Source organism: Desulfococcus multivorans, from assembly GCF_001854245.1.
Classification (GTDB): Bacteria; Desulfobacterota; Desulfobacteria; order Desulfobacterales; family Desulfococcaceae; genus Desulfococcus; species Desulfococcus multivorans.
In genome coordinates, this window is sequence record NZ_CP015381.1 from 3,836,853 (window position 1) to 3,861,857 (window position 25,005).

The 25,005-nt window shown below is 62.1% G+C and carries 20 protein-coding genes; 13 read left to right on the forward strand and 7 right to left on the reverse strand.

Features of this window, described 5'->3' with window-relative positions:
- Positions 1 to 8: 8 nt before the first annotated feature.
- A complete protein-coding gene (locus dmul_RS16770; RefSeq protein ID WP_020878460.1) occupies positions 9 to 293 on the reverse strand; it encodes an antibiotic biosynthesis monooxygenase family protein in 285 nt (94 codons plus the stop codon).
- Positions 294 to 852: 559 nt separating this feature from the next.
- On the opposite strand from dmul_RS16770, the gene dmul_RS16775 reads away from it, so the two are divergent.
- From dmul_RS16775 to hypA, 11 genes are all read left to right on the forward strand, one after another.
- Positions 853 to 2,529: an FG-GAP-like repeat-containing protein gene (locus dmul_RS16775; RefSeq protein ID WP_020876059.1), complete on the forward strand. Its 1,677-nt coding sequence runs from the start codon at positions 853 to 855 to the stop codon at positions 2,527 to 2,529.
- A gap of 627 nt (positions 2,530 to 3,156) precedes the next feature.
- Positions 3,157 to 3,759 carry a TetR/AcrR family transcriptional regulator gene (locus dmul_RS16780; RefSeq protein WP_020876061.1) on the forward strand — a complete coding sequence of 201 codons (603 nt, stop codon included), beginning with the start codon at positions 3,157 to 3,159 and terminating at the stop codon, positions 3,757 to 3,759.
- A 97-nt stretch (positions 3,760 to 3,856) separates the two neighbouring features.
- On the forward strand, positions 3,857 to 4,261 hold the full coding sequence (mce, locus tag dmul_RS16785; protein ID WP_020876062.1) for a methylmalonyl-CoA epimerase: 405 nt from the start codon (positions 3,857 to 3,859) through the stop codon (positions 4,259 to 4,261).
- A 30-nt stretch (positions 4,262 to 4,291) separates the two neighbouring features.
- Positions 4,292 to 6,433 carry a methylmalonyl-CoA mutase gene (gene scpA, locus dmul_RS16790; protein WP_020876063.1) on the forward strand — a complete coding sequence of 714 codons (2,142 nt, stop codon included), beginning with the start codon at positions 4,292 to 4,294 and terminating at the stop codon, positions 6,431 to 6,433.
- A gap of 167 nt (positions 6,434 to 6,600) precedes the next feature.
- Entirely contained in the window at positions 6,601 to 7,575 is a 975-nt protein-coding gene (gene meaB, locus dmul_RS16795) for a methylmalonyl Co-A mutase-associated GTPase MeaB (RefSeq protein WP_020876064.1), read from the forward strand.
- Positions 7,576 to 7,793: 218 nt separating this feature from the next.
- A complete protein-coding gene (locus dmul_RS16800; RefSeq protein WP_020876065.1) occupies positions 7,794 to 9,347 on the forward strand; it encodes an acyl-CoA carboxylase subunit beta in 1,554 nt (517 codons plus the stop codon).
- 57 nt (positions 9,348 to 9,404) lie between these two features.
- On the forward strand, positions 9,405 to 9,638 hold the full coding sequence (locus dmul_RS16805; protein ID WP_020876066.1) for a hypothetical protein: 234 nt from the start codon (positions 9,405 to 9,407) through the stop codon (positions 9,636 to 9,638).
- Positions 9,639 to 9,869: 231 nt separating this feature from the next.
- Entirely contained in the window at positions 9,870 to 11,930 is a 2,061-nt protein-coding gene (locus dmul_RS16810; RefSeq protein ID WP_020876067.1) for a pyruvate carboxylase subunit B, read from the forward strand.
- 88 nt (positions 11,931 to 12,018) lie between these two features.
- The gene (gene sucC, locus dmul_RS16815) at positions 12,019 to 13,185 is read left to right on the forward strand and encodes an ADP-forming succinate--CoA ligase subunit beta (protein WP_020876068.1); all 1,167 of its coding nucleotides are present in this window, start codon (positions 12,019 to 12,021) and stop codon (positions 13,183 to 13,185) included.
- 35 nt (positions 13,186 to 13,220) lie between these two features.
- Positions 13,221 to 14,090 (forward strand): succinate--CoA ligase subunit alpha, encoded by an 870-nt coding sequence (sucD, locus tag dmul_RS16820; protein ID WP_020876069.1) that lies wholly within the window; start codon positions 13,221 to 13,223, stop codon positions 14,088 to 14,090.
- 159 nt (positions 14,091 to 14,249) lie between these two features.
- Entirely contained in the window at positions 14,250 to 14,597 is a 348-nt protein-coding gene (gene hypA, locus dmul_RS16825) for a hydrogenase maturation nickel metallochaperone HypA (RefSeq protein ID WP_020876070.1), read from the forward strand.
- Between the two features lie 214 nt (positions 14,598 to 14,811).
- Here hypA and hypB read toward each other — a convergent pair whose 3' ends face one another.
- The 4 genes from hypB to dmul_RS16845 form a co-directional block, all read right to left on the reverse strand.
- On the reverse strand, positions 14,812 to 15,483 hold the full coding sequence (hypB, locus tag dmul_RS16830; protein ID WP_020878104.1) for a hydrogenase nickel incorporation protein HypB: 672 nt from the start codon (positions 15,481 to 15,483) through the stop codon (positions 14,812 to 14,814).
- Positions 15,484 to 15,517: 34 nt separating this feature from the next.
- Positions 15,518 to 16,111 (reverse strand): alpha/beta hydrolase, encoded by a 594-nt coding sequence (locus tag dmul_RS16835; RefSeq protein ID WP_020878105.1) that lies wholly within the window; start codon positions 16,109 to 16,111, stop codon positions 15,518 to 15,520.
- A gap of 23 nt (positions 16,112 to 16,134) precedes the next feature.
- The gene (locus dmul_RS16840; RefSeq protein ID WP_020878106.1) at positions 16,135 to 17,397 is read right to left on the reverse strand and encodes a ribonuclease D; all 1,263 of its coding nucleotides are present in this window, start codon (positions 17,395 to 17,397) and stop codon (positions 16,135 to 16,137) included.
- 367 nt (positions 17,398 to 17,764) lie between these two features.
- Positions 17,765 to 18,661: a FecR family protein gene (locus dmul_RS16845; protein ID WP_020878107.1), complete on the reverse strand. Its 897-nt coding sequence runs from the start codon at positions 18,659 to 18,661 to the stop codon at positions 17,765 to 17,767.
- A 437-nt stretch (positions 18,662 to 19,098) separates the two neighbouring features.
- On the opposite strand from dmul_RS16845, the gene thrS reads away from it, so the two are divergent.
- Positions 19,099 to 21,015 (forward strand): threonine--tRNA ligase, encoded by a 1,917-nt coding sequence (thrS, locus tag dmul_RS16850; RefSeq protein ID WP_020878108.1) that lies wholly within the window; start codon positions 19,099 to 19,101, stop codon positions 21,013 to 21,015.
- A 102-nt stretch (positions 21,016 to 21,117) separates the two neighbouring features.
- A complete protein-coding gene (gene fdhF / locus dmul_RS19875) occupies positions 21,118 to 23,889 on the forward strand; it encodes a formate dehydrogenase subunit alpha (RefSeq protein WP_078081337.1) in 2,772 nt (923 codons plus the stop codon).
- A gap of 111 nt (positions 23,890 to 24,000) precedes the next feature.
- On the opposite strand, the gene dmul_RS16865 is transcribed toward fdhF, so the two are convergent.
- Together dmul_RS16865 and dmul_RS16870 are read right to left on the reverse strand one after the other, a co-directional pair.
- Positions 24,001 to 24,345, reverse strand: coding sequence for a hypothetical protein (locus dmul_RS16865; protein WP_020878111.1), 345 nt, complete (start codon positions 24,343 to 24,345; stop codon positions 24,001 to 24,003).
- Between the two features lie 4 nt (positions 24,346 to 24,349).
- Positions 24,350 to 24,925, reverse strand: a complete 576-nt coding sequence (locus tag dmul_RS16870; RefSeq protein WP_020878112.1) for a DJ-1 family glyoxalase III — start codon at positions 24,923 to 24,925, stop codon at positions 24,350 to 24,352.
- Positions 24,926 to 25,005: the final 80 nt, after the last annotated feature.

Sequence of the window (25,005 nt, forward strand, 5' to 3'; positions counted from 1 at the left end):
TGCATCCGTCAATAGGTGTAGATCTCGTACGCCGTCTTCATACCGAGCAGGTCATCGATCTTTTCCTGAATCGCCGTCCTTTCGGGCGACAGGACCCACTCCCGCCAGTCGTCCACCGACGCCCACGTGCTGATCACCAGGCTCTCCCCCGGCTTGTCGAACCGTTTCAGGGTTTCACCGGAGATGTACCCGTCCCGGTTCATCGTCAGCACCCTGAGCTCCCTGAGAAGGACCGCCAGTTCAGCCTCCTTGCCCTTGGGAACCACCCTTTTAATCAGAATCTTAGCCGCCATGCCGCCTCCTTTCCGCCCGCGGGCCGTTCAACATCCGATTACGCGAACCCCGCTTCGCCGCGGCGTACCGTCCGAATCGCCTTCCCCGGGATTCGCAAGCATCCATCTCACCCCTCCTGCCAAGCCCCCCGAACCGCCGGCGCTTCGACAGGAGATCACATCCGCGATCCGGCCGACCGGGGCTGACCCCGATGCCGCAATAAATACATATCATATGTTGATTCACCTTCATAGAACAAATACGCCCCGCCCCCATCACCCCCCTTCCCGGTTTTCTGTTTGACAGGGAAAGGGGCTCTGCTATAAAAATCGGGTTTCAGGGTGGTTAGGGTGGTTAGGGTTTTAGAGTTTTAGAGTGTTAGAGTGTTAGGGTTTCAGGGTTTCAGGGTTTCAGGGTGTTAGAGTTTCAGAATTCCAGGATTATGAGGATGGAGGACGGAACGTCCGACACATAATCACATAATCACATAATCACATAATCACATAATCACTTAAAACCTTAAAACCCTAACCACCCTAATCACCCTAACCTCGCATACTTTTTCTCAAGGAGCCAATTTTGCTAAAATATCCCAGATACGGCGTTTGCGTTTGCGTTTCGATCGTCATCGTGCTTTTTTTCGGTTTGGGTTTCGGGGGGGGCGGCACGGCAAGGGCCGAGACGGCGGCCAGGGTTCTGATCCTGCCTTTTGACATCCATTCGGACAAGGACCTCTCCTTTCTCAGGAACGGCATTCAGGACATGCTGACCTCCCGGCTGACCCGTCCGGGCAAGCTTCAGCCCATCCCCAGGGAGGCGGCCCTGAAATCGATCCAGGGCCTGGCCGACATCGATGAAAAGACCGCCGGACGCCTGGGAGAGACCCTGGGCGCGGACTATGTCGTCTACGGCAGTCTCACCGTCTTCGGCGACAGCATCAGCACCGACGCCCGGCTGCTGGACACGTCGGGGAAAAAGACGATGCTGTCCTTCAACGAATCGGGAAAGGAGAGCGGTGACGTCATCTCCCACATCGACCGGTTCGCGGGGCAGGTCGGCGAGACGCTGTTCGGCGCCGGGGCATCCCCCGCGCCTGCCGCTCCCGCCGCCGCGCCCAAGACTCCGGAAGAACAGAGCCGCATGCACCCCGAATCCCTCTGGACCGGCAAGATCGACGCCGAGGACCAGCGCCTGGCCGCCGGAGAGACCGGAAAAGGGGCCCTGGGCGCGGCCTGGAAGAGCCGCAACTTCAAAATGGCCATCGAGGGCCTCTCCATCGGCGACGTTGACGGCGACGGCAAGAACGAAACGGTTTTCATGACCGAGGACGGCGTTTTCGTCTACCGATACACGGACCAGCGGTTTCTCAAGATCGCCGAGATCCGGGAAAGCTTCAACCACCGTCATTTGAGCATCGACGTCGCCGACATCAACGAAAACGGCGTCGGAGAGATCTTTGTCTCCAACATCCACGAAGAACGGCAGTCCCTCATGTCTTACGTCCTGGAGTGGGACGGGGCCCGGTTCAAGAAGATCGCCGAGAACGTCAAGTGGTATTTCCGGGTGATCGACCATCCCTCCCGGGGCAAACTCCTGATGGGACAGCAGGGGGACACCAAGCGCCCCTTCACGGCGGGCATCACGGAGATGCGCTACAACGGCGTCGAGTACGTTCCGGAGACGGCGGGCGAGCTGCCCCTGCCCAGGTGGGTCAACATCTTCGGCTTCAACAGCGGCGATGTGGCGGGCAACGGTCGGGAGATGACCGTGGCCTTTTCCGAGCGGAACTATCTCAGGGTTCTCACCGCGGAAAATGAACGGGAATGGGAGAGCGAGGAGCCCTATCTCTCCGGCGGGATCTACGTGGAATATCCCGACGAAGCCGCCGCCAGAATCGGCGAGTACCGGGAGCAGATCCGCCAGTACCTGCCCCAGCGGGTTCTCATCTCGGACGTGGACAAGGACGGCAAAAACGAGGTGTTGGTCTGCCGCAACAAGGACGCCGCCGACGGCCTCTTCGCCAAGCTCCGGATCTTCAAGTCGGGCCAGATCGAGTGCCTGGCCTGGGACCAGTTCGGCCTCTTTCCCAAATGGAAAACCCGGAGCATCTCCGGCCACGTCAGCGACTACGTCCTGGGGGACATCAACAACGACGGCCGACCCGAGCTCGTCTTCGCCGTCATCCGAAAAAGCGGCTCAGCCTTCGGCGACGCCCAGAGCTTCATCGCCTCCCAGGATATTCTGCCGAAGGAGTAGTAGGGCCTTCGGCGTCCTGAAGATCTTGAGACTGAAGACTGAAGACTGAAGACTGAAGACTGAAGACTGAAGACTGAAGGGGCATAACCGCCCCATCCGTCGCAGACAATCCCCTTCAGCCTTCGGCCCGGTGATTAGGTGATTAGGGGCTTAGGTGATTAGGGGCTTAGGGGGCCGAGGGCTTTGGCCCTCGGCTTTAACCACATAACCACATAACCACATAACCACATAACCACATAACCACATAACCACATAACCACATAACCACATAACCACATAACCACATAACCACATAACCACTTATAACCCAAATCCCGCAATCCCCTCCCCCCTTTTCCCCCCACCGCCAAAGCCCCCCCTTTTTTCTCTTGACAGTCTTCGCGGCTTTGCATAAAACCATAAGCGATAACAATGTTATTCATTCAAAAACCACTTTGGGTTCGTTTCTTTTTTTATTCCATTTTTTCGGATTGTTAAGCATAAAAACAGGTCAAAACGCCATTTCTCGCGGGAATCAAAAAGGATGTCGGTTTTGAATGGAGCGCCAGACCTCAACCCTTGTAACGCATTATTTTTTCCTGCCATTGCCGTGACGGGTCAATTTAATGGATTGGACAAGCAGTAACGATGTTAGATGCATTTAATCCGGATATTCACGATCGTCTCGAAAAAGCCGTGCTGGAGGTCTTTTCCAAATCGGATTTTCACAAGGCCAGCATCCGGGACGTCGCCAAGAAGGCGGGGGTCAGCTTCACGACCATCTACAAGCATTACGGCAGCAAGGAGCGGCTTGTCTTCGCCTTTGTCGACGTCTGGCTGGGCAAACTGACCGACCGGATCGTCGACCATCTCCAGGGGATCGAGGATCTCAAGGAAAAGCTCCGGAAGGTCTTCTGGCTGCAGCTCGATTACTACGAGCGCCACACGGGCCTGGGGCGGATCCTTTTCATGACCCTGCCCATGAAGACCTGGATGGCGGACGAGACCTTCCAGCAGCGGAAGATGATCGACCTCCTCGTCGACGTGCTTCGCCAGGGACAGCAGGAAGGCATCCTCAATCCCCACGTCAAGGCCGGGGTCCTCCTCGACTTCATCATGGGCTTTGTCCAGCGCACCTTTTTCATGTGGATCCTTCGCGGACAGAAGGAGAGCCTGTCGGAACAGGCCAACACCCTTTTCGAGATGGTATGGCGGGGCATAACCAATCCCGATATCAAAGAGAAAGCGTGAGCAGGGTCCCCGTCTCGAGGGCGTCCGCCCGCGCTTCGCTTCTTAAAAACGCCCCTGGGGCGAAAACGGTTAACCTTAATTGATTCAGGAGGAAGGCATGAAGATACTCAAAATCGATCACCTGGGCATCGCCGTCAACAGCATCGACGACGGCAAAAATTTCTGGTCGGAGGTTCTCGGGCTGAAATTCGAGGGCGCCGAGACGGTGGCGGAACAGAAGGTTACCACGGCCTTCTTCCCGGTGGGCGAGAGCGAGGTGGAGCTTCTGGAGTCGACGTCTCCGGACGGCCCCGTGGCCAAGTTCATCGAAAAGAAGGGGCAGGGCTTTCAGCATGTGGCCTTTCGCGTGGAAAACATCGAGGAGGCCCTTGCGGAGTTGAAGGAAAAAGGCATTCAGCTGATCGACCAGAAGCCGAGAATCGGCGCCGGCGGGGCGAAGATCGCCTTTCTGCATCCCAAGGCCACCGGCGGCGTGCTGGTGGAGCTGTGCCAGAGAGACTAACCTGAACCGTCAACCCCGAAGGAGCGTCACATGTCAGAACATCCGAACAAAAAGAAATGGGAAGAAATCGCCAGTAAGCAGATGAAGGGCAAATCCCCCGACACCCTCGACTGGATGACCCCCGAAGGCATCAAGGTCAAGGCCCTCTACACCGCCGAGGATATCGAAGGGCTGGAGTGCGTCAACACCCTGCCGGGCCTGGCCCCTTACGTCCGGGGTCCCATGGCCACCATGTACGCCGGCCGCCCTTGGACCATCCGCCAGTACGCCGGCTTCTCCACGGCCAAGGAGTCCAACGCCTTCTACCGCAGGGCCCTGGCCGCCGGCCAGAAGGGCCTCTCCGTCGCCTTCGACCTGGCCACCCACCGGGGCTATGACTCGGACCACCCCCGGGTCTCCGGCGACATCGGCAAGGCCGGGGTCGCCATCGACTCCGTCGAGGACATGAAGATCCTCTTCGACGGCATCCCCCTCGACCAGATGTCCGTCTCCATGACCATGAACGGCGCGGTCATCCCCATCCTGGCCGGGTACATCGTCGCGGCCGAGGAGCAGGGGGTCAAGCACGAGCAGCTCACGGGAACGATCCAGAACGACATTCTCAAGGAGTACCTGACCCGGAACACCTACATCTACCCGCCCGAGCCCTCCATGCGGATCATCTCCGACATCATGGCCTTCTGCTCCAGGGAGATGCCCAAGTACAACACCATCAGCATCAGCGGATACCACATCATGGAGGCCGGCGCCAACAGCGTCCTCCAGACCGCCTTCACCCTGGCCGACGGCGTCGAGTACGTCCGGGCGGCCATCAAGAGCGGCATGGACGTGGACACCTTCGCCCCGCGCCTCTCCTTCTTCTTCGGCATCGGCATGAACTTCTTCATGGACATCGCCATGCTGCGGGCGGCCCGGTTCCTGTGGCACCGGCTCATGAGCCAGTTCAACCCGAAGAACGCCAAGTCCTCCATGCTGCGAACCCACTGCCAGACCTCGGGCTGGAGCCTCACGGAGCAGGATCCCTACAACAACATCATCCGGACCACGCTGGAGGCCCTGTCGGCGGTCCTGGGCGGGACCCAGTCCCTCCACACCAACTCCTTTGACGAGGCCATCGGGCTGCCCACCGACTTCTCGGCCCGCATCGCCCGAAACACCCAGATCGTCATCCAGGACGAATCCCAGATCTGCCACGTCATCGACCCCCTGGGCGGCTCCTACTATGTCGAGGCCCTCACCGACAGCATCGTGAAGGAAGCCCAGAAGATCATCGACGAGATCGAGGAACTGGGCGGCATGGCCAAGGCCATCGAGTCGGGCATGCCCAAGATGCGCATCGAGGAATCGGCGGCCCGCAAGCAGGCCCGCATCGACCAGGGCCTCGACGTCATCGTGGGCGTCAATAAATACAAGCTCCCCGACGAGAAGATCGACTTCGAGGTCCGTGAGGTTCCGGCCTCCGTGCGCGACGAGCAGGTGGCCCGCATCAACGAGATCAAGGCCACCCGCGACAAGGCCGCCGTGGAGAAGGCCCTGGCCGACCTGACCCGGGCGGCTGAAAGCGGCGGAAACCTCCTGGAGGCGGCCCTGCCGGCGGTCCGTGCCCGGGCCACCGTGGGCGAGATCTCCGACGCCATGGAAAAGGTCTTCGGCCGGTTTGTCGCCACCACCCGCTGCATCTCGGGGGCCTATGCCTCTGAGTACACCCGGAACGCCGACGTCATCGAGGGTCTTCGCAAACGGACCGAGGCCTTCCTCGAAAAGCAGGGCCGCCGTCCCCGGATGCTCGTCACCAAGATGGGCCAGGACGGCCACGACCGCGGCATCAAGGTGGTGGCCAGCGCCTATGCCGACCTCGGCTTCGACGTCGACATCAGCCCCATGTTCCAGACCCCTGAAGAGGCGGCCAAGATGGCCATTGAAAACGACGTCCACGTGGTGGGAGCCTCCAGCCTGGCCGCCGGCCACAAGGCCCTGGTGCCGGCCCTCATCGAGGAGCTCAAAAAGGCGGGCGGCGAGGAGATCATGGTCATCGCGGGCGGGGTCATCCCCCCGGGCGACTATGACTTCCTTTACAACGCCGGCGTCAAGGCCGTCTTCGGCCCCGGCACCCCCATCACCGACTCGGCAAACAAAGTGCTGACAATGCTCGAAGAAAAGTATATGAAGTGATGCTGATGGCTGAAGGCTGGAGGCTGAAGGCTGGAGGCTGAAGGCTGGAGGCTGAAGGCTGAAGGGGTGACCCGGCCTTCAGCCCGGGGCCGGGGCAAAACCGCACATGACCCCGGCCCTGATCACCTAAACACTTAATCACTTAATCACTTAACCACCTTTTTTTTATGTTCAAAGATCCCGAATACTACGTCCAGGGCGTGCTGGACCGGAACCGATTGATGCTGGCCCGGACCATCACCCTCGTCGAAAGCACCCTGCCGGCCCACCAGGAACTGGCCCGGGCCGTCATCGACCGGCTCCTGCCCCACACCGGAAACGCCGTCCGGCTCGGCATCACCGGGGTGCCCGGGGCCGGCAAGAGCACCTTCATCGAAAGCTTCGGCACCCGCCTAACCGACAAGGGCCACCGGGTGGCGGTGCTGGCGGTCGACCCCAGCAGCACCCGCAGCGGCGGGAGCATCCTGGGGGACAAGACCCGAATGGAGAAGCTCGCCGTCAACGACAACGCCTTCATCCGCCCCTCCCCCTCGGGCGGGACCCTGGGCGGCGTGGCCCGCAAGACCCGGGAGACCATGCTCGTATGCGAAGCCGCCGGGTTCGACGTGGTCATCATCGAAACCGTGGGCGTCGGCCAGTCGGAGACCACCGTCGCCTCCATGGTCGATTTCTTCCTGGTGCTGATGATCGCGGGCGCCGGCGACGAGCTCCAGGGCATCAAGAAGGGGGTCCTGGAGGTGGCCGACGCCATCGCCATCAACAAGGCGGACGGCGACAACGTCATGCGCGCGGAGATGGCCCGGAAGGAATACCAGGCCGCCCTGCACCTGCTGATGCCCGGCAGCCCCAACTGGTCTCCCCCCGTCCTCACCTGCAGCGCCCTGACCCTGGACGGCGTGGACAAGATCTGGGAGACCGTCCTGGACCACCGGGACAAGCTGACCCGGAGCGGCGAGCTGGCGGCCCTCCGGAAAAAGCAGGCCCTGGACTGGATGGCCTTCCTCTTGGACGAGGGTCTCCGGGGATGGTTCTTCGGCGACCCCGAGGTCAAGGCCGCCCTGCCGCGCTTGCGAAAGGACGTGGAGAACGGCATCCTCTCCCCCACCGCAGCCGCCGCGGAACTGCTCGGGCGGTTGAAATGAAAAAAAGTGGTTAAGTGGTTAAGTGGTTAAGTGGTTAAAGCCGAGGGCCAAAGCCCTCGGCCCCCTAAACACCTAAACACCTAATCACTTAATCACTTAATCACCTAAACACCTGAAACCCGGCCGAAGGCCCGTACCTTCAGCCTTCAGCCTTCAGACTTCAGTCTGGCCGAAGGCCCCCCGCCTCCGGCTCAAATAAACGATGAAAGGATGGGAAGATGGGTAATGTTGCAGACAAGATTCAGGATCTCAAGGATCGGAAGGCCAGGATTCTGCAGATGGGCGGCGAAAAGGCCGTGGCCAAGCACAAGGAGAAGGGCAAGCTGACCGCTCGGGAGCGGCTGGATCTCTTCTTCGACAAGGAAACCTTCCGGGAGGTGGACGCTTTCGTGATCCACCGGTGCGGCAATTTCGGCATGGAGAAGGTCGAGATCCCGTCCGACGGCGTGGTGACCGGCTACGGCAAGGTGGACGGCCGGACGGTCTTCGCCTTTGCCCAGGATTTCACCGCCCGGGCCGGCAGCCTGGGGGAGATGCACGCCAAGAAGATCTGCAAGGTCATGGACATGGCCCTGAAGGCCGGCGCGCCCTTCGTGGGATTCAACGACTCGGGCGGCGCCCGGATCCAGGAGGGGGTCGACGCCCTGTCGGGCTTCGGTCAGATATTCTACCGCAACTCCATATCCTCCGGCGTCATCCCCCAGATCTCGGCCATCATGGGCACCACCGCCGGCGGCGCGGTCTACTCCCCGGCCATGACCGACTATATCTTCATGGTCAAGAACACCAGCTTCATGTTCATCACCGGGCCCCAGGTCATCAAGGCGGTCACCGGCGAGGAGATCAGCTTCGAGGACCTGGGCGGCGCCAGCGCCCACAACGAGAAGAGCGGCGTCTCCCACTTCGCCTGCGAGTCCGAGGAGGACGCCATCGACAAGATCAAGAAGCTCCTCTCCTTCCTCCCGTCCAACAACATGGAGGATCCGCCCATCGTCGACACCGGCGACCGACCCGACCGCATGGACCCGGCCCTGGACACCCTCATCCCGGACAACCCCAACCAGTCCTACGACATGCGGACCGTGATCGCCGCCATCGTGGACAGCGGCGACTTTTTCGAGCCCCACGAGCTCTACGCCCCCAACATCCTCATCGGGTTCGCGAGGCTGAACGGGCGGACCATCGGCATCATCGCCAACCAGCCGGCCTACATGGGCGGGGCTCTGGACATCAACGCCTCGGACAAGGCATCCCGGTTCATCCGCTTCTGCGACGCCTTCAACATCCCCATGCTGACCATCGCCGACGTGCCCGGCTACCTGCCCGGGTCCGACCAGGAATGGGGCGGCATCATCCGCCACGGCGCCAAGCTGCTCTGGACCTATTCCGAGGCCACCGTGCCCAAGCTGCTCCTGGTCACCCGCAAGGACTACGGCGGATCGTATCTCGCCATGTGCTCCAAGGATCTGGGGGCCGACATGGCCTTTGCCTGGCCCACGGCCGAAATCGCGGTCATGGGCGCGGCCGGTGCGGCCAACATCATCCACGCCCGCGAGATCAAGGCCGCCGAGGACCCCGGGGCCAAGCGCAAGGAAAAGATCCAGGAATACGAAGACCTCTTCTCCAACCCCTACCGCGCGGCGGAGCGGGGCTACATCGACGACGTCATCATCCCCAGCGAGACCCGGCCCCGGCTCATCGACGCCCTGGAGGCCCTCTGCGGCAAGCGGGAACTCCGGCCGCCCAAGAAACACGGCAACATCCCGCTGTAGTCCCCGACCCGGGACACGAGGCCGAGGATGACCCGAAACCGAAACGAAGGAGTCGGCATGAAAGAGAACGACACGAACAGGAAAAAAATCACCGCCGCCCTGTCGGCCGTAGCGGCCTATATCAAGAGCGGCGAGGAAATGGCGGCCATGCAGGGGCCCCCGGCCGAAGCACCCCCGGCGCCGGAAAAGCCGGCCCCGATGCCTTCCCTCTGGGGCGTCGGCGGCCGCCAGGACATCATGCAGATGCGCAACCTGATGCAGATGAAGGCCTTTCACGTAAAAAGAGGCTGAAGGCCGAAGGGATTTAGGCTGAAGGGAAAGGACGGAACACCGTAACCCCCCGCCCTTCAGTCCGCAGCCAGCAGCCGACAGTCCAACGCCTATAAAAACAGGCTGAAGGCCCAAAGCCCCGGCTCTTCGATCCGCGACGGCAGGCACTTGACCGCCTGACCCCCTGACACGCAGCATCGAGCCGGAGGCCCGGTCTTCAGGCGATACACCTTTCATAACGGGAGAATACACATGAGCGACCAAGTCAAGATGACCGAAATGAATTACAGCCCCGACCGACCCAAGGCGGAGAACCCCATCAAGATCATGGACCTGTCCCTCCGCGACGGACACCAGTCCCTCTTCGCCACCCGCGGCCGCACCGAGGACATGATCCCCGTGGCCGAACTCATGGACGAAGTCGGCTTCTGGGCGGTGGAGACCTGGGGCGGGGCCACCTTCGACACCATGCACCGGTTCCTGAACGAGGACCCGTGGCAGCGGCTCCGGACCCTGAAGCGCTACTTCAAGAAGACCCCCTTCTCCATGCTGCTCCGGGCCCAGAACCTGGTGGGCTACCGGAACTACGCCGATGATCTGGCCGAGGCCTTCGTGGAGCGAACCGCCGAGAACGGCATGGACATCTTCCGGACCTTCGACGCCCTCAACGACTACCGCAACTTCGAAACGGTGGTGAAGGGGATCAAGAAGGCCGGCAAGCATTTCCAGGGCTGCATCTGCTACACCATGACCGAGCCCCGCCTGGGCGGCGAGATCTACAACCTCGACTACTACGTCAACAAGGCCAAGGATCTGGAGGCCATGGGCGCCGACTCCATCTGCATCAAGGACATGGCCGGCCTCATCGCCCCCTACGACGCCTACAACCTGATCAAGGCCCTCAAGGCGGCCGTCAAGCCGCCCATCCACCTTCACAGCCACTTCACCTCGGGCATGTCGCCCATGAGCCACCTGAAGGCCATCGAGGCGGGGGTGGACATCATCGACACCTGCATGACGCCCTATGCCTACCGCACCTCCCACGCCGCGGTGGAGCCCCTGGTCATGGCCCTTCTGGGCACCAACCGCGACACCGGGTTCGACATCAAGAAACTGGCCCGGATCAACGAGATCCTCGAGAAGGAGGTCATGCCCAAGTACAAGCACCTCCTGGACGACAGCAAGGTCTCCGTCATCGACATCAACGTGCTGCTCCATCAGACGCCGGGCGGCATGCTCTCCAACCTGGTCAACCAGCTCCGGGAGATGGACGCCCTCGACAAGATCGACCAGGTCTACAAGGAGCTGCCCAGGGTCCGCAAGGAGCTGGGCGCCATTCCGCTGGTCACCCCCACCAGCCAGATCGTGGGCATCCAGACCGTCAACAACGTCCTCTTCGACGACGAGAACGAGCGGTACAAGATGATCACGGCCCAGGTCAAGGACCTCTGCTACGGCCTCTACGGCAAGACGGCCATCCCCATCGATCCCGAGGTTCAGAAGAAGGCGCTCAAGGGCTATTCCCGGGGCGAGGAGCCCATCACCTGCCGCCCGGCCGAGGTGCTGGAGCCCGAGCTGGAAAAGGCCCGTGAGGAGATCGGGGACCTGGCCAAGGACATCGACGACGTGATCCTCTACGCCATCTACCCGGTCACCGGCAGGAAGTTCCTCAAGTGGAAATACGGCGTCGAGGCCCCGCCCAAGGAGGTGCTCCCGCGAACCATTGAGGACGTGAAGAAGGATGAGGAGCTGATCAAAAAGGCCAAGGCCGGACTCCTGGTGGAGAAGGCCCCGGCCAAGGATGTGCCCGAGAAGGGCGAGGCTACGCGGAAGTTCAACGTCTTCGTGGACGGCGACTACTTCGCGGTGGAGGTGGACGAACCCGGCGGGGCCCCGATCATCGCCTACCAGGCCCCGGCTCAGGCCGCTCCCGCAACCCCTGCCGCGCCCGCGGCACCGGCGGCACCCACAGCCCCCGGAAGACCGGCGCCCGCCGCGCCGGCCCCACCCGTGAAACCGACGCCTGCCGCGCCGGCAGCCCCGAAGGCCGCGGCCCCGGCGCCTGCACCCGCGGCCCCGGCACCCGCTGCGGACGCCTCCGGCACGCCGCTCACCGCCCCCATGCCCGGCATGATCGTCTCCTATGCCAAGAAGGTGGGCGACGCCGTCAAGAAGGGCGACACCGTGGTGATCCTGGAGGCCATGAAGATGGAAAACGCCCTGCCGGCGCCCTGCGACGGCACTGTCAAGGCCGTCAATTTCTCCAGCGGCGACTCGGTGGCCAAGGGCGCGGTCCTCTGCGTGATCGGCTGACGTTCCTCAAGCAATGTCCGGGGCGACCGGCCGCGCTGCCGGCGCCCCGCCCTCTACCCAACCCGACAGACAAGAAAGCAGGGAGATCATGAAGATCCACGAATATCAAGCCAAGGAATTGTTCAGAAAACACGGCGTCGCGGTGCCCGAGGGCGGCGTCGCCTTCAGCGTCGACGAAGCCAGGGCCGTGGCGGACAAGCTCGGCCGGTTTCCGGTGGTGGTCAAGGCCCAGATCCATGCCGGCGGCAGGGGCAAGGGCGGCGGCGTCAAGGTCGCCAAGGACGCGGGGGAATTCGACTCCTATGCCAACCAGATCCTGGGGATGACCCTGGTCACCAAGCAGACCGGCCCCGAGGGCAAGCGCGTCAAGAAGCTCCTCATCGAGGAGGGCCTCAACATCGCCAAGGAGCTCTACCTCAGCATCCTGCCCGACCGGAGCACGGCCAAGATGGTCATCATGGCCAGCGAGGCCGGCGGCATGGACATCGAGGAGGTGGCCGAAAAAACCCCCGAGAAGATCATCAAGGTCTTCGTGGATCCCCTGCTGGGCCTCATGCCCTATCATCTCAGGTCCGCCGCCTTCGGGCTCAACATCCCGGCCGAGGCCATGAAATCCTTCACGACCCTGTTGAAAAACCTCTATCACATGGCGGTGAACTACGACTGCTCCATGGTGGAGATCAACCCCCTGGTCCTGACGGCGGAAAACACCGTCATCGCCCTTGACGCCAAGGTCGACTTCGACGACAACGCCCTCTACCGCCACAAGGACGTCGTCGAGTATCGCGACCTGGACGAGGAGGACCCCACCGAGGTCGAAGCCTCCAGGTATCAGCTCAACTACATCCACCTCGGCGGCGGCGGCAACGTCGGCAACATGGTCAACGGCGCCGGTCTGGCCATGGCGACCATGGACTGCATCAAGTTCGCCGGCGGCAAACCGGTCAACTTTCTGGACGTGGGCGGCGGCGCCAGCGCGGAGCAGATCGAGAACGGCTTCCGCATCCTCCAGGGAGACCCCAACGTCAAGGCCATCCTCATCAACATCTTCGGCGGCATCCTGCGGTGCGACCGTCTGGCCAACGGCGTGGTTCAGGCCGCCCGCAAGGTCGGCATGCGCGTTCCGGTCATCATCCGCATGGAGGGCACCAACCTGGAGGAAGGCCGGAAGATCCTTGCGGATTCGGGCCTCTCGCTGATCAACGCGACGGATCTCAAGGACGCCGCCCGAAAGCTGACAGAAGTCATCCAGTAACGCAACCACCACCGTAAGCCAGTGAGGACACCACAGTGAGCATACTCGTCAATAAAGACACGAAACTTTTGGTACAGGGGATCACGGGAAAGGAAGGCCAGTTCCACACCCGCGCGTGCATCGAATACGGGACGAAGGTCGTGGCCGGCGTGACGCCGGGCAAGGGCGGCATGATGATGGACGACGTCCCGGTGTTCAACTCCGTCAGGGAGGCCGTGGTCAGGACCGGCGCCAACGCCGGCATGATCTTCGTGCCGCCCCCCTTTGCGGCGGACGCCATCATGGAGGCCGTCGACGCCGAGCTCCCCCTCATCGTCTGCATCACCGAGGGCATTCCGGTCATGGACATGCTGAAGGTCAAGAACTACATCAAGGGCAAACCCGTCCGCCTCATCGGCCCCAACTGCCCCGGCATCATCACGCCGGGCGAGTGCAAGATCGGCATCATGCCCGGCAAGATCCACATGCCCGGGAAGATCGGGGTGGTCTCCCGCTCCGGGACCCTGACCTATGAAGCGGTCCATGCCCTCACCCTGGCGGGCCTCGGCCAGACCACGTGCATCGGCATCGGCGGCGATCCGGTGAACGGCACCAACTTCATCGACTGCCTGAGCCGTTTCCAGGAGGACGACGCCACCGAGGGCATTGTCATGATCGGTGAAATCGGCGGCAGCGCCGAGGAGGACGCCGCCGACTACATCAAGGCCAACGTCACCAAGCCGGTGGTCGGCTTCATCGCCGGACTCACCGCGCCTCCGGGCCGCCGCATGGGCCACGCCGGCGCCATCATCAGCGGCAGCAGCGGCACGGGCCAGAGCAAGGTCGCCGCCATGAAGGCCAACGGCATCACCGTCTGCGAGAACCTCGCCTACCTCAAGGACGTCTGCGCCGAAACCTTCAAGTAACCCTCCCCCGTCCCCCCCTCCCCGCCCCCCGACGGCGGGGAGACGGCGGCCGGAGGGCGGAGCCCAGGGGTCGGAGGACAGAGGTCAGCGGTCGGACCCCCATCCCCCTGATCACATAATCACTAAAAACCTTAAAACTCTAACACCCTAACACCTTTTATGCACGAAATGGGCATCGCCATGCAGATTGCGGAGATCGCCGCTGCCGCCATTCCGGCGGACATGGCCGGGAAGCGCGTGGAGCGGGTGCGCCTGCGCGTGGGCAGGCTGTCGGCGGTGGTCTCCGCGAGCCTCAGGTTCTGCTTCGACGTGGTCGCCCGGGACACCCCGCTGGCGAACGCCGTTCTCGACATCGAGGAGATTCCCGTCACCGCGGTCTGCGACGACTGCGGACACCAATGGACCGCCGACCAGCCGCACTTCATCTGCCCCCGCTGCAACGGGGGCGCCGTCCGGATCCTCTCCGGCCGGGAGTTGGAGGTGACGGCGATAGAGATAGAAGAATAGGCTGAAGGCTGAAGACTGAAGGCTGAAGGAAAAACAGGGCAAGGGGGAGGGGTGGTGGTTAGGGTTTTAGGGTTTTAGGGTTTTAGAGTTTTAGAGTTTTATGGTTTTATGTGATTATGTGATTATGTGATTATGTGATTATGTGATTGGGTGGATGGCGGTGCGGCTGAAGGGTATAAAGGTACCGTGCGTCGCGAACGCACCCCTTCAGTCTTCAGCCTTCAGCCTTCTTTTCCCTCACCCTCTCCCTGATCCAGTCCACCCAGGGATCGAGGCCGTCGCCGGTTCTGGCCGAGAGTTCGAATACCGGCATGCCGGGGTGGACCTCGTGGATATAGCCCACGGCCGCCTCCCGGTCGTAGTCGAGATAGGGGAGGAGGTCCGTCTTGTTGAGGACGGCGGCGTCGCACTCCCGGAACATGAGGGGATACTTGACGGGTTTGTCCTCCCCCTCGGTGACGCTGAGCACCACGGCCCGGGCGTTTTCGCCGATGTCGAACTCCGCGGGGCAGACCAGGTTCCCCACGTTCTCCACGATCAAAAGATCCAGAGCCGAAAGGTCGAGATCCTCCGAGGCCTTCTCGATGACATGGGCCGCCAGGTGGCAGTCCCCGCCAAAGGCGTCCGTGTTGACCTGAACGACGGGAACGCCGGTCACGGCCAGCCGGTCCGCGTCATTCGCCGTGCAGATGTCCCCCACGATCACGCCGCAGCGGATGCCGGGCATGAGGCGCGCGATGGTCTTTTCCAGAAGGGTCGTCTTCCCGGATCCCGGGGAACTCATGACGTTGAGAACGAACACGTTGTTGTCGGCGAACCGTTCCCGGTTCCGAAGCGCGTTGGCGTCGTTGACCCCCAACACCTTGCGAACGATTTTGATTTCCATAGCAGCATCCTGTGGCGGCCCTTTGGGCCGGGGTTCATATACATTTGTTCAAAACATCATCCAGTTCCCGGATGGCACCACTGTAAAAATGGTCGGTGTCGGGGATGACGGTGCATCGGGCGTCGGGGTTCCATGCGGCGGTCATCCGCTGCACGCGGTCTGCCGCCGCAAAGTCGTCGTCGTCGCCCACCACCACCAGATCCAGGCAGGGGATGGGGCCCACATCCCCGAAATCGAGGAAGTTGACGGGGGGCGACACCATGATCATGCGGTGGAGGTCTGGGCAACCGATTCGGGCGTTCACCCAGGCCCCGAAGGAATAGCCGGCCAGATCGAAGCGGCGGACCCCTTTTTCAGCGAGGAAGGCCAGGGCGGCTAAAACGTCCTCCCGCTCTCCGACCCCGTTGTCGTGGGTCCCCTCGCTTCGGCCCGTTCCCCGGAAATCGAACCGGAGGGTGGCGAACCCCTTTCGCTGGTAGGCCAGCACCAGGGCCTCCACCACAACGTTGTGCATGTCCCCGCCGTAGAGGGGATGGGGATGGGTGACCACCGCCCCCTTCTCGCCCCCGGGGTGAAAAAGCCCTGCCAGCTGCATTCCGCCGCACGTGAAAAAGATTCTCTTTTCCATGATACACCTCCAGGATACAGGAATCAGGCCGGCCGTTTTTTCCGCCGCCTGCGCCGGGATTTGGGTGCGGGCTTGCGCGGCTTCCGGAGGGCGGTCAGCACCGCCAGGATCTCCTCGCCAAAGGCCTCCCGCTGCCACGTTTTCAGTTCGTCGACGGCTGAAAGGGCCGCCGCGTCGCGGGGGTGGGTCACGGCCAGTACCGTGAGAAGCGATTTGTTCAGGATCAGGGTGGGGTCGATGTCAAGGTCCGCCGCCTTTTGATCCCGCCAGGTCTTGAGGGCCTTGACCCTTTCGGGGACCCGGGGCGACAGGGTCGGGGATTTCGTGTGGGGGTAGTCGGGCAGCGCCTCCTCGGGCAGTTCCATGGCCTCGCGGACCCGCTCCACCACTGCATGGCCGTACATCTCCAGCTGCTTCCGGCTGAGCCCGCCGGCCCGCTCCAGCTTTGCCGCCGAGGTGGGCCGGACCTTGACGATCTTCATGATGCTGTCGTTGCCGAACACCTTGAAAAGAGGCCGGTCCTTCTTTTCGGCGATCTCCCGCCGAAGCCGGAGCACGGCCTCGAGTACGGCCAGGTTCCGGGGGTGAAGCCGGCCGGCGCCCTTGAACCGGAGAAAGAGGGGCTCCCCGTTCTCGGGCAGAGACCGGACCTGGGTGAGCAGACGGCACTCCTCCTCCACCCACTGCAGGCGGTCCTTTTCCCGGAGGGCTGCGGTCAGGCGCTCGGCCAGGGGGATGAGATAGCGGGTGTCCGATGCGGCATAGGCGAGCATCTCCGGCGGCAGGGGCCGCCTGGACCAGTTTTTCTTCTGAAACTTCTTGTCGAGGCGGACGCCGAACTGGCTGCGGATGACGGCCTCCAGGCCGCTCTCCTGAAACCCCAGGAACCGACAGGCGATCTGGGTGTCGAAGAGGTTTTCGATCTCGATGCCGAAGTCCCGGTGAAGGGATCGGACGTCGTAGTCCGCCCCGTGAAAAATCTTACGCACGCCGGGATCCGCGAAAATGGGCCGGAGGCCCGAAAGGTCGGTCACCGACAGGGGATCGATAACGGCGGAGAGGCGTTCCGTGCTGATCTGAATCAGACAGACCTTTTCCCGGAAATGGTACATGGAATCAGCCTCGAGATCGACGCCGACGGTCGCCTCACCGTCAAGGGCGTCGATCAGATCGGCCAGGGACGCCGCGTCTTCGATCAAACGGTAGCGCGGTTTCCGGTGGGCGGGGCGGCCCGATGCATCGCCTTCGGCCCCCGAAGGCATATTGAATGGGTTCTGGATCTCCATTGGCTCTCTGTCTAGGGTTATGAGGAATTGTTGGTTGTCCGTCAATTTTCGATATATCAGGATATCATGAAAATGCGGAAAAACTCAAGGCTGAAGGCTGAAGACTGAAGGCTGAAGGAAAAACGGGGTAAGGGGAGGGTTGGTGGTTAGGGTTTTAGGGTTTTAGGTGATTAGGTGGTTATGGGGTTATGTGATTGGGGGATTGGGGGAACGGCGGTGAGGCTGAAGGGACACAAGCCCCCATCCGTCACGCCCGCACCCCTTCAGCCTTCAGTCTTCAGCCTCATCTTGATGGTCACCCGACAGCGCCCCAAAACAGAAGGGGGCAAAAGCCCCCATCCGTCAATCCCGCACCCCTTCAGCCTTTCTATCGCACCGAAGCGGGCTGGGTATCGCCGATCTCATCGTCAACAGGGCTGTAGTTGACCTCGGCAATGGGTGCCGGAGGGCTCTGCTCCGACTCGGGTGCCAGCCCCACCTGCTCGGAAACCGCCTGGCCGCTTGCCGCGGCGGCGGCATAGGCCGTTTGAAGGACTGCAAGGGCGTTTTCGCCGATCCCCATGTCGGCCAGAGCCGCTTTTGCCGCGTCATCGGTCACCGTTCCGTTGGCATCGACGGCACTGGAAAACACCTGAGCCTGGCCTGTCGCAACATCCATCACCACGACGCTGCCCTGGGGATAGCGTTGTCCTCCCACGTTGAGGCTGCCCTCGGTCACGAAATAGGCGATCCTGCCGTTCTGCTCGATCTTGATGTAACCCGCGGATCCCACGGGGATCACCTTTTCGGTTCCCTGGGTACGGAACACGGTCTTCCCCGGGCTCCGCTCGTTCATCCTCCCCGTGACGTACTGGAACCCGCCTTTGTGAACGTCGATGACGCAGGTGTCGCCGCCCTTGTCGGCTTCGTCATAGGCATAGGCCCGGATGATTCCGACGGCATCCGGAAGGAGCGTAAAGGCCGCCCTGTCGGGCGTCATCCACTGGACGTGTCCGTCGCTCCCCGTCGTGATGGTGTCACCGGGCTGAATGCCGCTTCCCAGAACGATGTCCCGGGCCTTGCCGTCGATCGAAACGCGCTCGACGCTGCCCCGGATGCCGATCACCACACCGGCCTCGGCCCCGCGCCAGTCGTTTTGACGGGCCTTTTCGACAATCCGCAGACCCGTGTCGATTTGCGGCGAACCTGGCACGCCCGCAGCGGCCATGTTCCCCGAGAGCAGCAGGATGCATCCCAACAGAGCGGCTATCATTTTTGGCTTCATTCCGTTCTCCTTTTTTTCGCTTCATGGTAATGGATGGTTGTCTCGACCACCGGTTCCCCCGCACGGCAGGGGCGACGGACGGTTTCGGATCCGGAGCGGCGTACATCGACACCGGTGGGCAGCTTATTACTCGACTGCCGACGTTCATGATGGTGACGGGAAAGCGGGGCGCGTGCCGTATCCTCCCGGCACCGGCCTATGACAGTCGACAGTCGAAATATTACATATTGAATATGTATTTTGTGTATAGTCTCGCCCCCCGTTAATGTCAAGGGGTTTTCCAATCATCCCGGCACACAACTTTTTCCTTGACCCGACATGCCTTTTCCTTTAATTTTTTGATTTTACAGGTTTCCGGCCGATACCGATCCTCGTTTCGTCAGATAACCCATAACGATCGAAAACCCATAATACGACGGTTTTCCAGGTGAAGGCATATGATCCGTATCACACTTCCCGACGGAAGTATCAAAACCTTTGAAAACACCCCCACGGCCTATGACGTGGCCGTAAGCATTTCGGAAGGGCTTGCGCGAAACTGCGTGGCCGCCGAGGTGGACGGCCGGCTGATCGACCTTTACCGGGAGATCCCCGAAGACGCCGCCGTCCGCCTCATCACCCCCAAGGACCCCGAGGCCCTCGAGATTCTCCGGCACACCGCGGCCCACGTCATGGCCCAGGCCATCCTGAGGGTCTACCCCGACGCCCATCTGACCATCGGACCGGTGGTGGAGGACGGCTTCTACTACGACATCGACATGGGGCCCGTATCCGCGGACGACTTCCCCAGAATCGAAGCCGAAATGCGGAAGATCGTGAACGAGAAGCTGCCCATCCGGCGAAAAACCGTATCCAAGGCCGACGCCCTCGCCTTTTACCGGAACGAACCCTACAAGCTGGAGATGATCCAGGACCTGCCGGACGGCACCATCTCCTTTTACGAGCAGGGGGAGTTTACGGACCTCTGCCGGGGCCCCCACCTGCCCCACACCGGGTTCATCCGGGCCTTCAAGCTGATGAAGACCTCCGGGGCCTACTGGCGGGCCGACCAGACCAACGCCCAACTCCAGCGAATCTACGGGACCGCTTTTTTCGACAAGAAAGACCTGAAGCGATACCTCGACTTCCTCGAGGAGGCCCGGAAACGGAACCACCGCAAGCTCGGGGAGCGACTGGACCTCTTCAGCTTTCACGACGAAGCGCCGGGAATGCCCTTTTTCCACGCCCGGGGCATGACCGTCTGGAACACCCTTCTGGCATACTGGCGGGAGGCCCACCTCGAGGCGGGCTACGTGGAGACCAAGACCCCCATCATGCTCAACCGCTCCCTCTGGGAACGGAGCGGTCACTGGGAAAACTACCGCGAGAACATGTACACCTCCACCATCGACGACATGGATTACGCCATCAAACCCATGAACTGTCCCGGGGGGATGCTCCTCTACGCCAACCGGCCCCACTCCTACAAGGAGCTGCCCCTCCGGCAGGCCGAGATCGGGCTGGTCCATCGCCACGAGATGAGCGGGGTGCTCTCGGGGCTTTTCCGGGTCCGGGCCTTTCACCAGGACGACGCTCACATCTTCATGACCCCCGATCAGATCGAAGGGGAGATCCTGGGGGTGCTCCGCCTGGTGGAGCGGATCTACGGCACCTTCGGCCTCGGGTTTCATCTGGAGCTTTCCACCCGGCCCGGGAAATCCATCGGCAGCGATGAACAGTGGGCCCAGGCGACGGACGGCCTGAAAAAAGCCCTGGACACCTACGGACAGCCATACAAGATCAACGCGGGGGACGGGGCTTTCTACGGGCCGAAGATCGACGTCCACATCAAGGATGCCCTCGGGCGGACCTGGCAGTGCGGCACGGTCCAGCTGGACATGTCCCTCCCCGAACGTTTCGACCTGACCTATGTGGGCCAGGACAACGAGAAGCACCGCCCCATCATGATCCACCGGGTGATCTACGGCTCCATCGAACGGTTTTTCGGCATTCTGATCGAGCATTACGCCGGCAAGTTTCCCCTATGGCTCTCGCCGGTCCAGGTCAGGGTCCTGCCCATCAACGACGAGCTGGCCCCATACGCGTTAGAGGTGAAAGACTTCCTGGCGGCGGGGGGCCTCCGGGTCGAGGTCGACGAACGCACCGAAAGCCTGAACCGGAAAATCCGGGAGGCCCAGCTGGAATACATTCCCCTGATCCTGACCATCGGCGCCAAAGAGAAGACGGCCGGAACCCTTTCCGTCAGGACACTGGACGGCTCGGTCACCTACGGTGTTTCCCGGGAGGCGTTCCTCACGCGGGTTTCGGATCACATCCGCCGCAGGAGTCCGGATCCGGGCATCTTCACGGACTGACGCATACGGATTGACAAATCTCCGAAGTTGCTATAAATAAACAACTTGACATTTAATCCGATGGCGAAAAAACCATCCAACGTCTGAAGGAGACAACATCGCATGGACGCACAAAACACCATCGTCATCAACGGGAATGAGTTCGCATTCACTCCCGGAGAGACCATCCTTCAGGTGGCGCGGCGGAACAGTATTCCCATTCCCACCCTCTGTCACCTGAAAAACGCGACGCCCACCGGCCAATGCCGGATCTGCGTCGTCGAAGTCAAGGGCGCCCGCAGCCTGGTGGCTTCCTGTGCCGCCCCGGCGGGCAAAGGCATGGTGGTTCTGACCGAATCCCCCAAGGTCATCGAGGCCCGGCGCCTCGTGCTTCAGCTGATGCTTTCATCCGGGAACCACAACTGTGCGGCCCGGGTGTCGGACGATCGCGACTGGAGCGGATTCCAGCTCGACGTCAACCGGTACGACCAGACCGGACAACTCTGCCCGGTGTGGGGCGACTGCGAGCTTCAGCACCTCGCCTACCAGTACCAGGTTTCCGCCGAGCGGTTCCCCCGTTCGGAGGTGCCCTACCCCATGGAGGACGTCAACCCCTTCATCGTTCGGGATTTCTCCCGGTGCATCAAGTGCGGCCGGTGCGTCCAGGCCTGTAACGACGTTCAGGTCAACAACGCCATCAACTTCGGATACCGGGGCACGGACACCAAGATTATCGCCGGCGAAGACAAGACCCTCAAGGATTCGGAGTGCGTCTTCTGCGGGGAGTGCCTCCAGGCCTGTCCGGTGGGCGCCCTGGTGGAGAAGAACGCCCGGTACAGGGTGCGTCCGTGGGAGACCCAAAAGGTCCGCACCACCTGCAGCTACTGCGGCGTCGGCTGCCAGTTGAACCTCCACGTCAAGGCGGGCAAGGTGGTCAAGGTCACCGGCGTCGAGGACGTCGCCCCCAACTACGGCAGCCTCTGCGTCAAGGGCCGGTTCGGTTTCGATTTCATCGGATCCGGGGAGCGCCTCACCACGCCCCTCATCAAGGAAGACGGCAAGTTCCGGAAGGCCTCCTGGGACGAGGCCCTCGGTCTCGTTGCGGAAAAGCTCGGCGTCGTCAAACGCCAGCACGGACCTGATGCCATCGGCGTGCTCACCTCGGCCCGCGTCACCAACGAAGACAATTACGTGGCCAACAAATTCACCCGGGCGGTGTTGAAGACCAACAACATCGACCACTGCGCCCGTCTCTGACACAGCTCCACCGTGGCCGGTCTGGCCGCAGCATTCGGAAGTGGCGCAATGACGAACACCATCGGCGACCTGGAAGAGGCCGATGTCATCCTGGTGACCGGATCCAACACCACGGAGAACCACCCGGTCATTTCAACCTATATCAAGCGCGCCGTGAAATTCAAGGGCGCCAGGCTCATCGTGGTGGACCCCAGGCGGGTCAAGATCGCCACCTTCGCCCAACACTGGCTCCGCCAGAACCTGGGCACGGACGTGGCCTGGATCAACGGCATGATGCACATCATCATCAAGGAGAACCTCCACGACAAGGCCTTCGTCGAAAACCGGACCCAGGGGTTCGAAGACCTCAAGGCCATGGTGGAAAAGTTCACCCCCGAGTACGTGGAAAGCATCACCGGCATTCCGGCCGCAAGCCTCATCGATGCGGCACGCCTGTATGCCGGGGCCGGAAACGCCGCCATCGTCTACTGTATGGGCATCACCCAGCACGTCTCGGGGACGGACAACGTCAAGTCCCTGGCCAACCTGGCCATGCTCACCGGCAACCTGGGCAACAGGGGCGGCGGTGTCAACCCCCTCAGGGGGCAGAACAACGTCCAGGGGGCCTGCGACATGGGCGGCCTGCCCAACGTCTTTTCCGGGTACCAGCCGGTCACCAGCGATGAGATCGCCCAGAAGATGGAGCAGGCCTGGGGCGTGACCGGGCTATCCAGAAAGGTGGGCCTCAAGGTCACCGAGATGATCCCCAAGGCCCATTCGGGCGAGCTCAAGGCTCTCTATATCATCGGCGAGAATCCCCTGGTCTCCGACGCGGACCTCGACCATGTGGCCAAAAGCGTCGGAAACCTCGACTTTCTGGTGGTCCAGGACATCTTCATGACCGAAACCGCGGCCCTTGCCGACGTGGTGCTCCCCTCCGCCTGTTTCGCCGAAAAGGAAGGAACCTTCTCCAACACGGAGCGCCGGGTTCAGCGCGTCCGCAAGGCTGTCGAGCCGCCCGGAGAGGCCAGGGACGACTGGTGGATCACGGCCCAGATCGCCAGGCGCATGGGCTACGACATGGCCTGCGAAAGCGCCGAGGAGATCATGGCGGAGATCGCCCGGGTGACCCCCTCCTACGGCGGCATCACCTACGACCGGATCGACTACGAAGGGCTCCACTGGCCCTGCCCGACAACGGACCATCCCGGGACGCCGATCCTGCACAAGGAGCAGTTCCCCATCGGCAGGGGAAAATTCCATGCCATCGACTTCATCCCGCCGGCCGAAGCGACGGACGACGAGTATCCCCTCTACCTGACCACCGGGCGCGTGCTCTACCACTACCACACCGGCACCATGACCCGGAAGTCCGAAGGACTGAACGAGCGGGTTCCGGAAAACTTCGTGGAGATCTCCGCCAAGGACGCCAGGGACCTCGGCATCACCGACGGCGGCGCCATCGAGATCAGCTCCCGGCGGGGCAGGATCACGGCGACGGCCAAGGTCTCCACCACCGCGGTCTCGGGGACCGTTTTCATTCCGTTCCATTTCGCCGAATCCGCAGCCAACCAGCTGACCAACGCGGCCCTGGATCCGGTTTCCGGCATTCCGGAATACAAGGTGTGCGCCGTGAAGCTTTCGGCGGCCGCCCAATAGGGTTCAAACCTGCCTGACCACGACAAAGCGGCGCCTTCTCAAGGCGCCGCTTTTTTCAGGTCTTCCGTCACCGATGCCCATCGTTCGGGCACGCCGGCAACCCTATTCTTCTCAAAAAGGCGATGACAACTCCGCCACGATGAAGGGCGCGCATCGAACGCCCATACCCCCCTTGCGAATCCAGATCCTGGCCATGGTGACGTTCTCGCCGTCGATGTTGACGATGGTGGGAACGTCCTCCACAAAGGCGATGTCCTCCGTCTTGAACTCGTAGTAAAACGTCGTCTGGTTGTAGGGATCCACGATAAGGAGGATCTTGTCTTTGTCCACGGGATGCTTGAAGGGTGAGCCGATGAACGGAATGCTGTTCCGCTTCAGCTCCGCCACGTTGCTCTTCTTTTTATACGGCTGAATCTCCAGCCGTTTGGCTTCCTGCAGAAAGGTCGTCATGGTCATGCCGCTACCTCCTTGTCTCTGTCATCACGCACGGACCCGGAATCATGGGGCCGGCGACCGCTTCAGCTTCGGCCTCCCCCAGGAGCAGGGCCACCAGGGAAAGCGCGAATTCAATGGCGGTGCCGGGGCCCTGGCTCGTCACGCAGGTCCCGTCGACGACCACGCGCCGATCCTCCCACCCGGGGAGTTCATCCCGGAAGGCAGGGTGGCAGGTGGCTCGAAGGCCCTCGAGGAGGCCCAGGGGCCTGAGCACCACGGCCGGGGCGGCGCATATGGCGCCGTATAGCCTCCCGGAGCCGCGCTGCCGGTCGAGAATCTTCCCGAGGGCCGCCGATGCCGCCAGATGCCGCGCTCCGGGTATGCCTCCCGGCAGCGCCACCAGGTCGTAGGCCTCTTCGACACACCCCGATATATCCTTCTCGGCCGTCAGCATCACCCCGCGGGAGGCGGTCACCTGCAGCCGGTCCATGACCGAGGCCACGGTGACGGCAACCCCCGCGCGACGCAGCACGTCTATGATCACAACGGCTTCGATCTCTTCGGTCCCGTCGGCCACGGGCACCAGTGCGGTCTTTGCCATTTGAATCTCCTTTCACGAACCGCCGGAGGCCGCCCCAGGGACGGATGCCGTCCGGTGTTCGACGTTGTTCAATGCGGTTT

What these genes read in the sequence shown, in the direction of transcription:
- meaB (WP_020876064.1), top strand. Translation starts at nt 6,601, where the DNA reads ATGTTCAAAGATCCCGAATACTACGTCCAGGGCGTGCTGGACCGGAAC.
- dmul_RS16870 (WP_020878112.1), bottom strand. Translation starts at nt 24,925, where the DNA reads ATGGCAAAGACCGCACTGGTGCCCGTGGCCGACGGGACCGAAGAGATC.
- dmul_RS16865 (WP_020878111.1), bottom strand. Translation starts at nt 24,345, where the DNA reads ATGACCATGACGACCTTTCTGCAGGAAGCCAAACGGCTGGAGATTCAG.
- dmul_RS16770 (WP_020878460.1), bottom strand. Translation starts at nt 293, where the DNA reads ATGGCGGCTAAGATTCTGATTAAAAGGGTGGTTCCCAAGGGCAAGGAG.
- dmul_RS16805 (WP_020876066.1), top strand. Translation starts at nt 9,405, where the DNA reads ATGAAAGAGAACGACACGAACAGGAAAAAAATCACCGCCGCCCTGTCG.
- dmul_RS16810 (WP_020876067.1), top strand. Translation starts at nt 9,870, where the DNA reads ATGAGCGACCAAGTCAAGATGACCGAAATGAATTACAGCCCCGACCGA.
- dmul_RS16780 (WP_020876061.1), top strand. Translation starts at nt 3,157, where the DNA reads ATGTTAGATGCATTTAATCCGGATATTCACGATCGTCTCGAAAAAGCC.
- mce (WP_020876062.1), top strand. Translation starts at nt 3,857, where the DNA reads ATGAAGATACTCAAAATCGATCACCTGGGCATCGCCGTCAACAGCATC.
- hypB (WP_020878104.1), bottom strand. Translation starts at nt 15,483, where the DNA reads ATGGAAATCAAAATCGTTCGCAAGGTGTTGGGGGTCAACGACGCCAAC.
- hypA (WP_020876070.1), top strand. Translation starts at nt 14,250, where the DNA reads ATGCACGAAATGGGCATCGCCATGCAGATTGCGGAGATCGCCGCTGCC.
- scpA (WP_020876063.1), top strand. Translation starts at nt 4,292, where the DNA reads ATGTCAGAACATCCGAACAAAAAGAAATGGGAAGAAATCGCCAGTAAG.
- sucC (WP_020876068.1), top strand. Translation starts at nt 12,019, where the DNA reads ATGAAGATCCACGAATATCAAGCCAAGGAATTGTTCAGAAAACACGGC.
- dmul_RS16835 (WP_020878105.1), bottom strand. Translation starts at nt 16,111, where the DNA reads ATGGAAAAGAGAATCTTTTTCACGTGCGGCGGAATGCAGCTGGCAGGG.
- dmul_RS16840 (WP_020878106.1), bottom strand. Translation starts at nt 17,397, where the DNA reads ATGGAGATCCAGAACCCATTCAATATGCCTTCGGGGGCCGAAGGCGAT.
- dmul_RS16845 (WP_020878107.1), bottom strand. Translation starts at nt 18,661, where the DNA reads ATGAAGCCAAAAATGATAGCCGCTCTGTTGGGATGCATCCTGCTGCTC.
- dmul_RS16800 (WP_020876065.1), top strand. Translation starts at nt 7,794, where the DNA reads ATGGGTAATGTTGCAGACAAGATTCAGGATCTCAAGGATCGGAAGGCC.
- thrS (WP_020878108.1), top strand. Translation starts at nt 19,099, where the DNA reads ATGATCCGTATCACACTTCCCGACGGAAGTATCAAAACCTTTGAAAAC.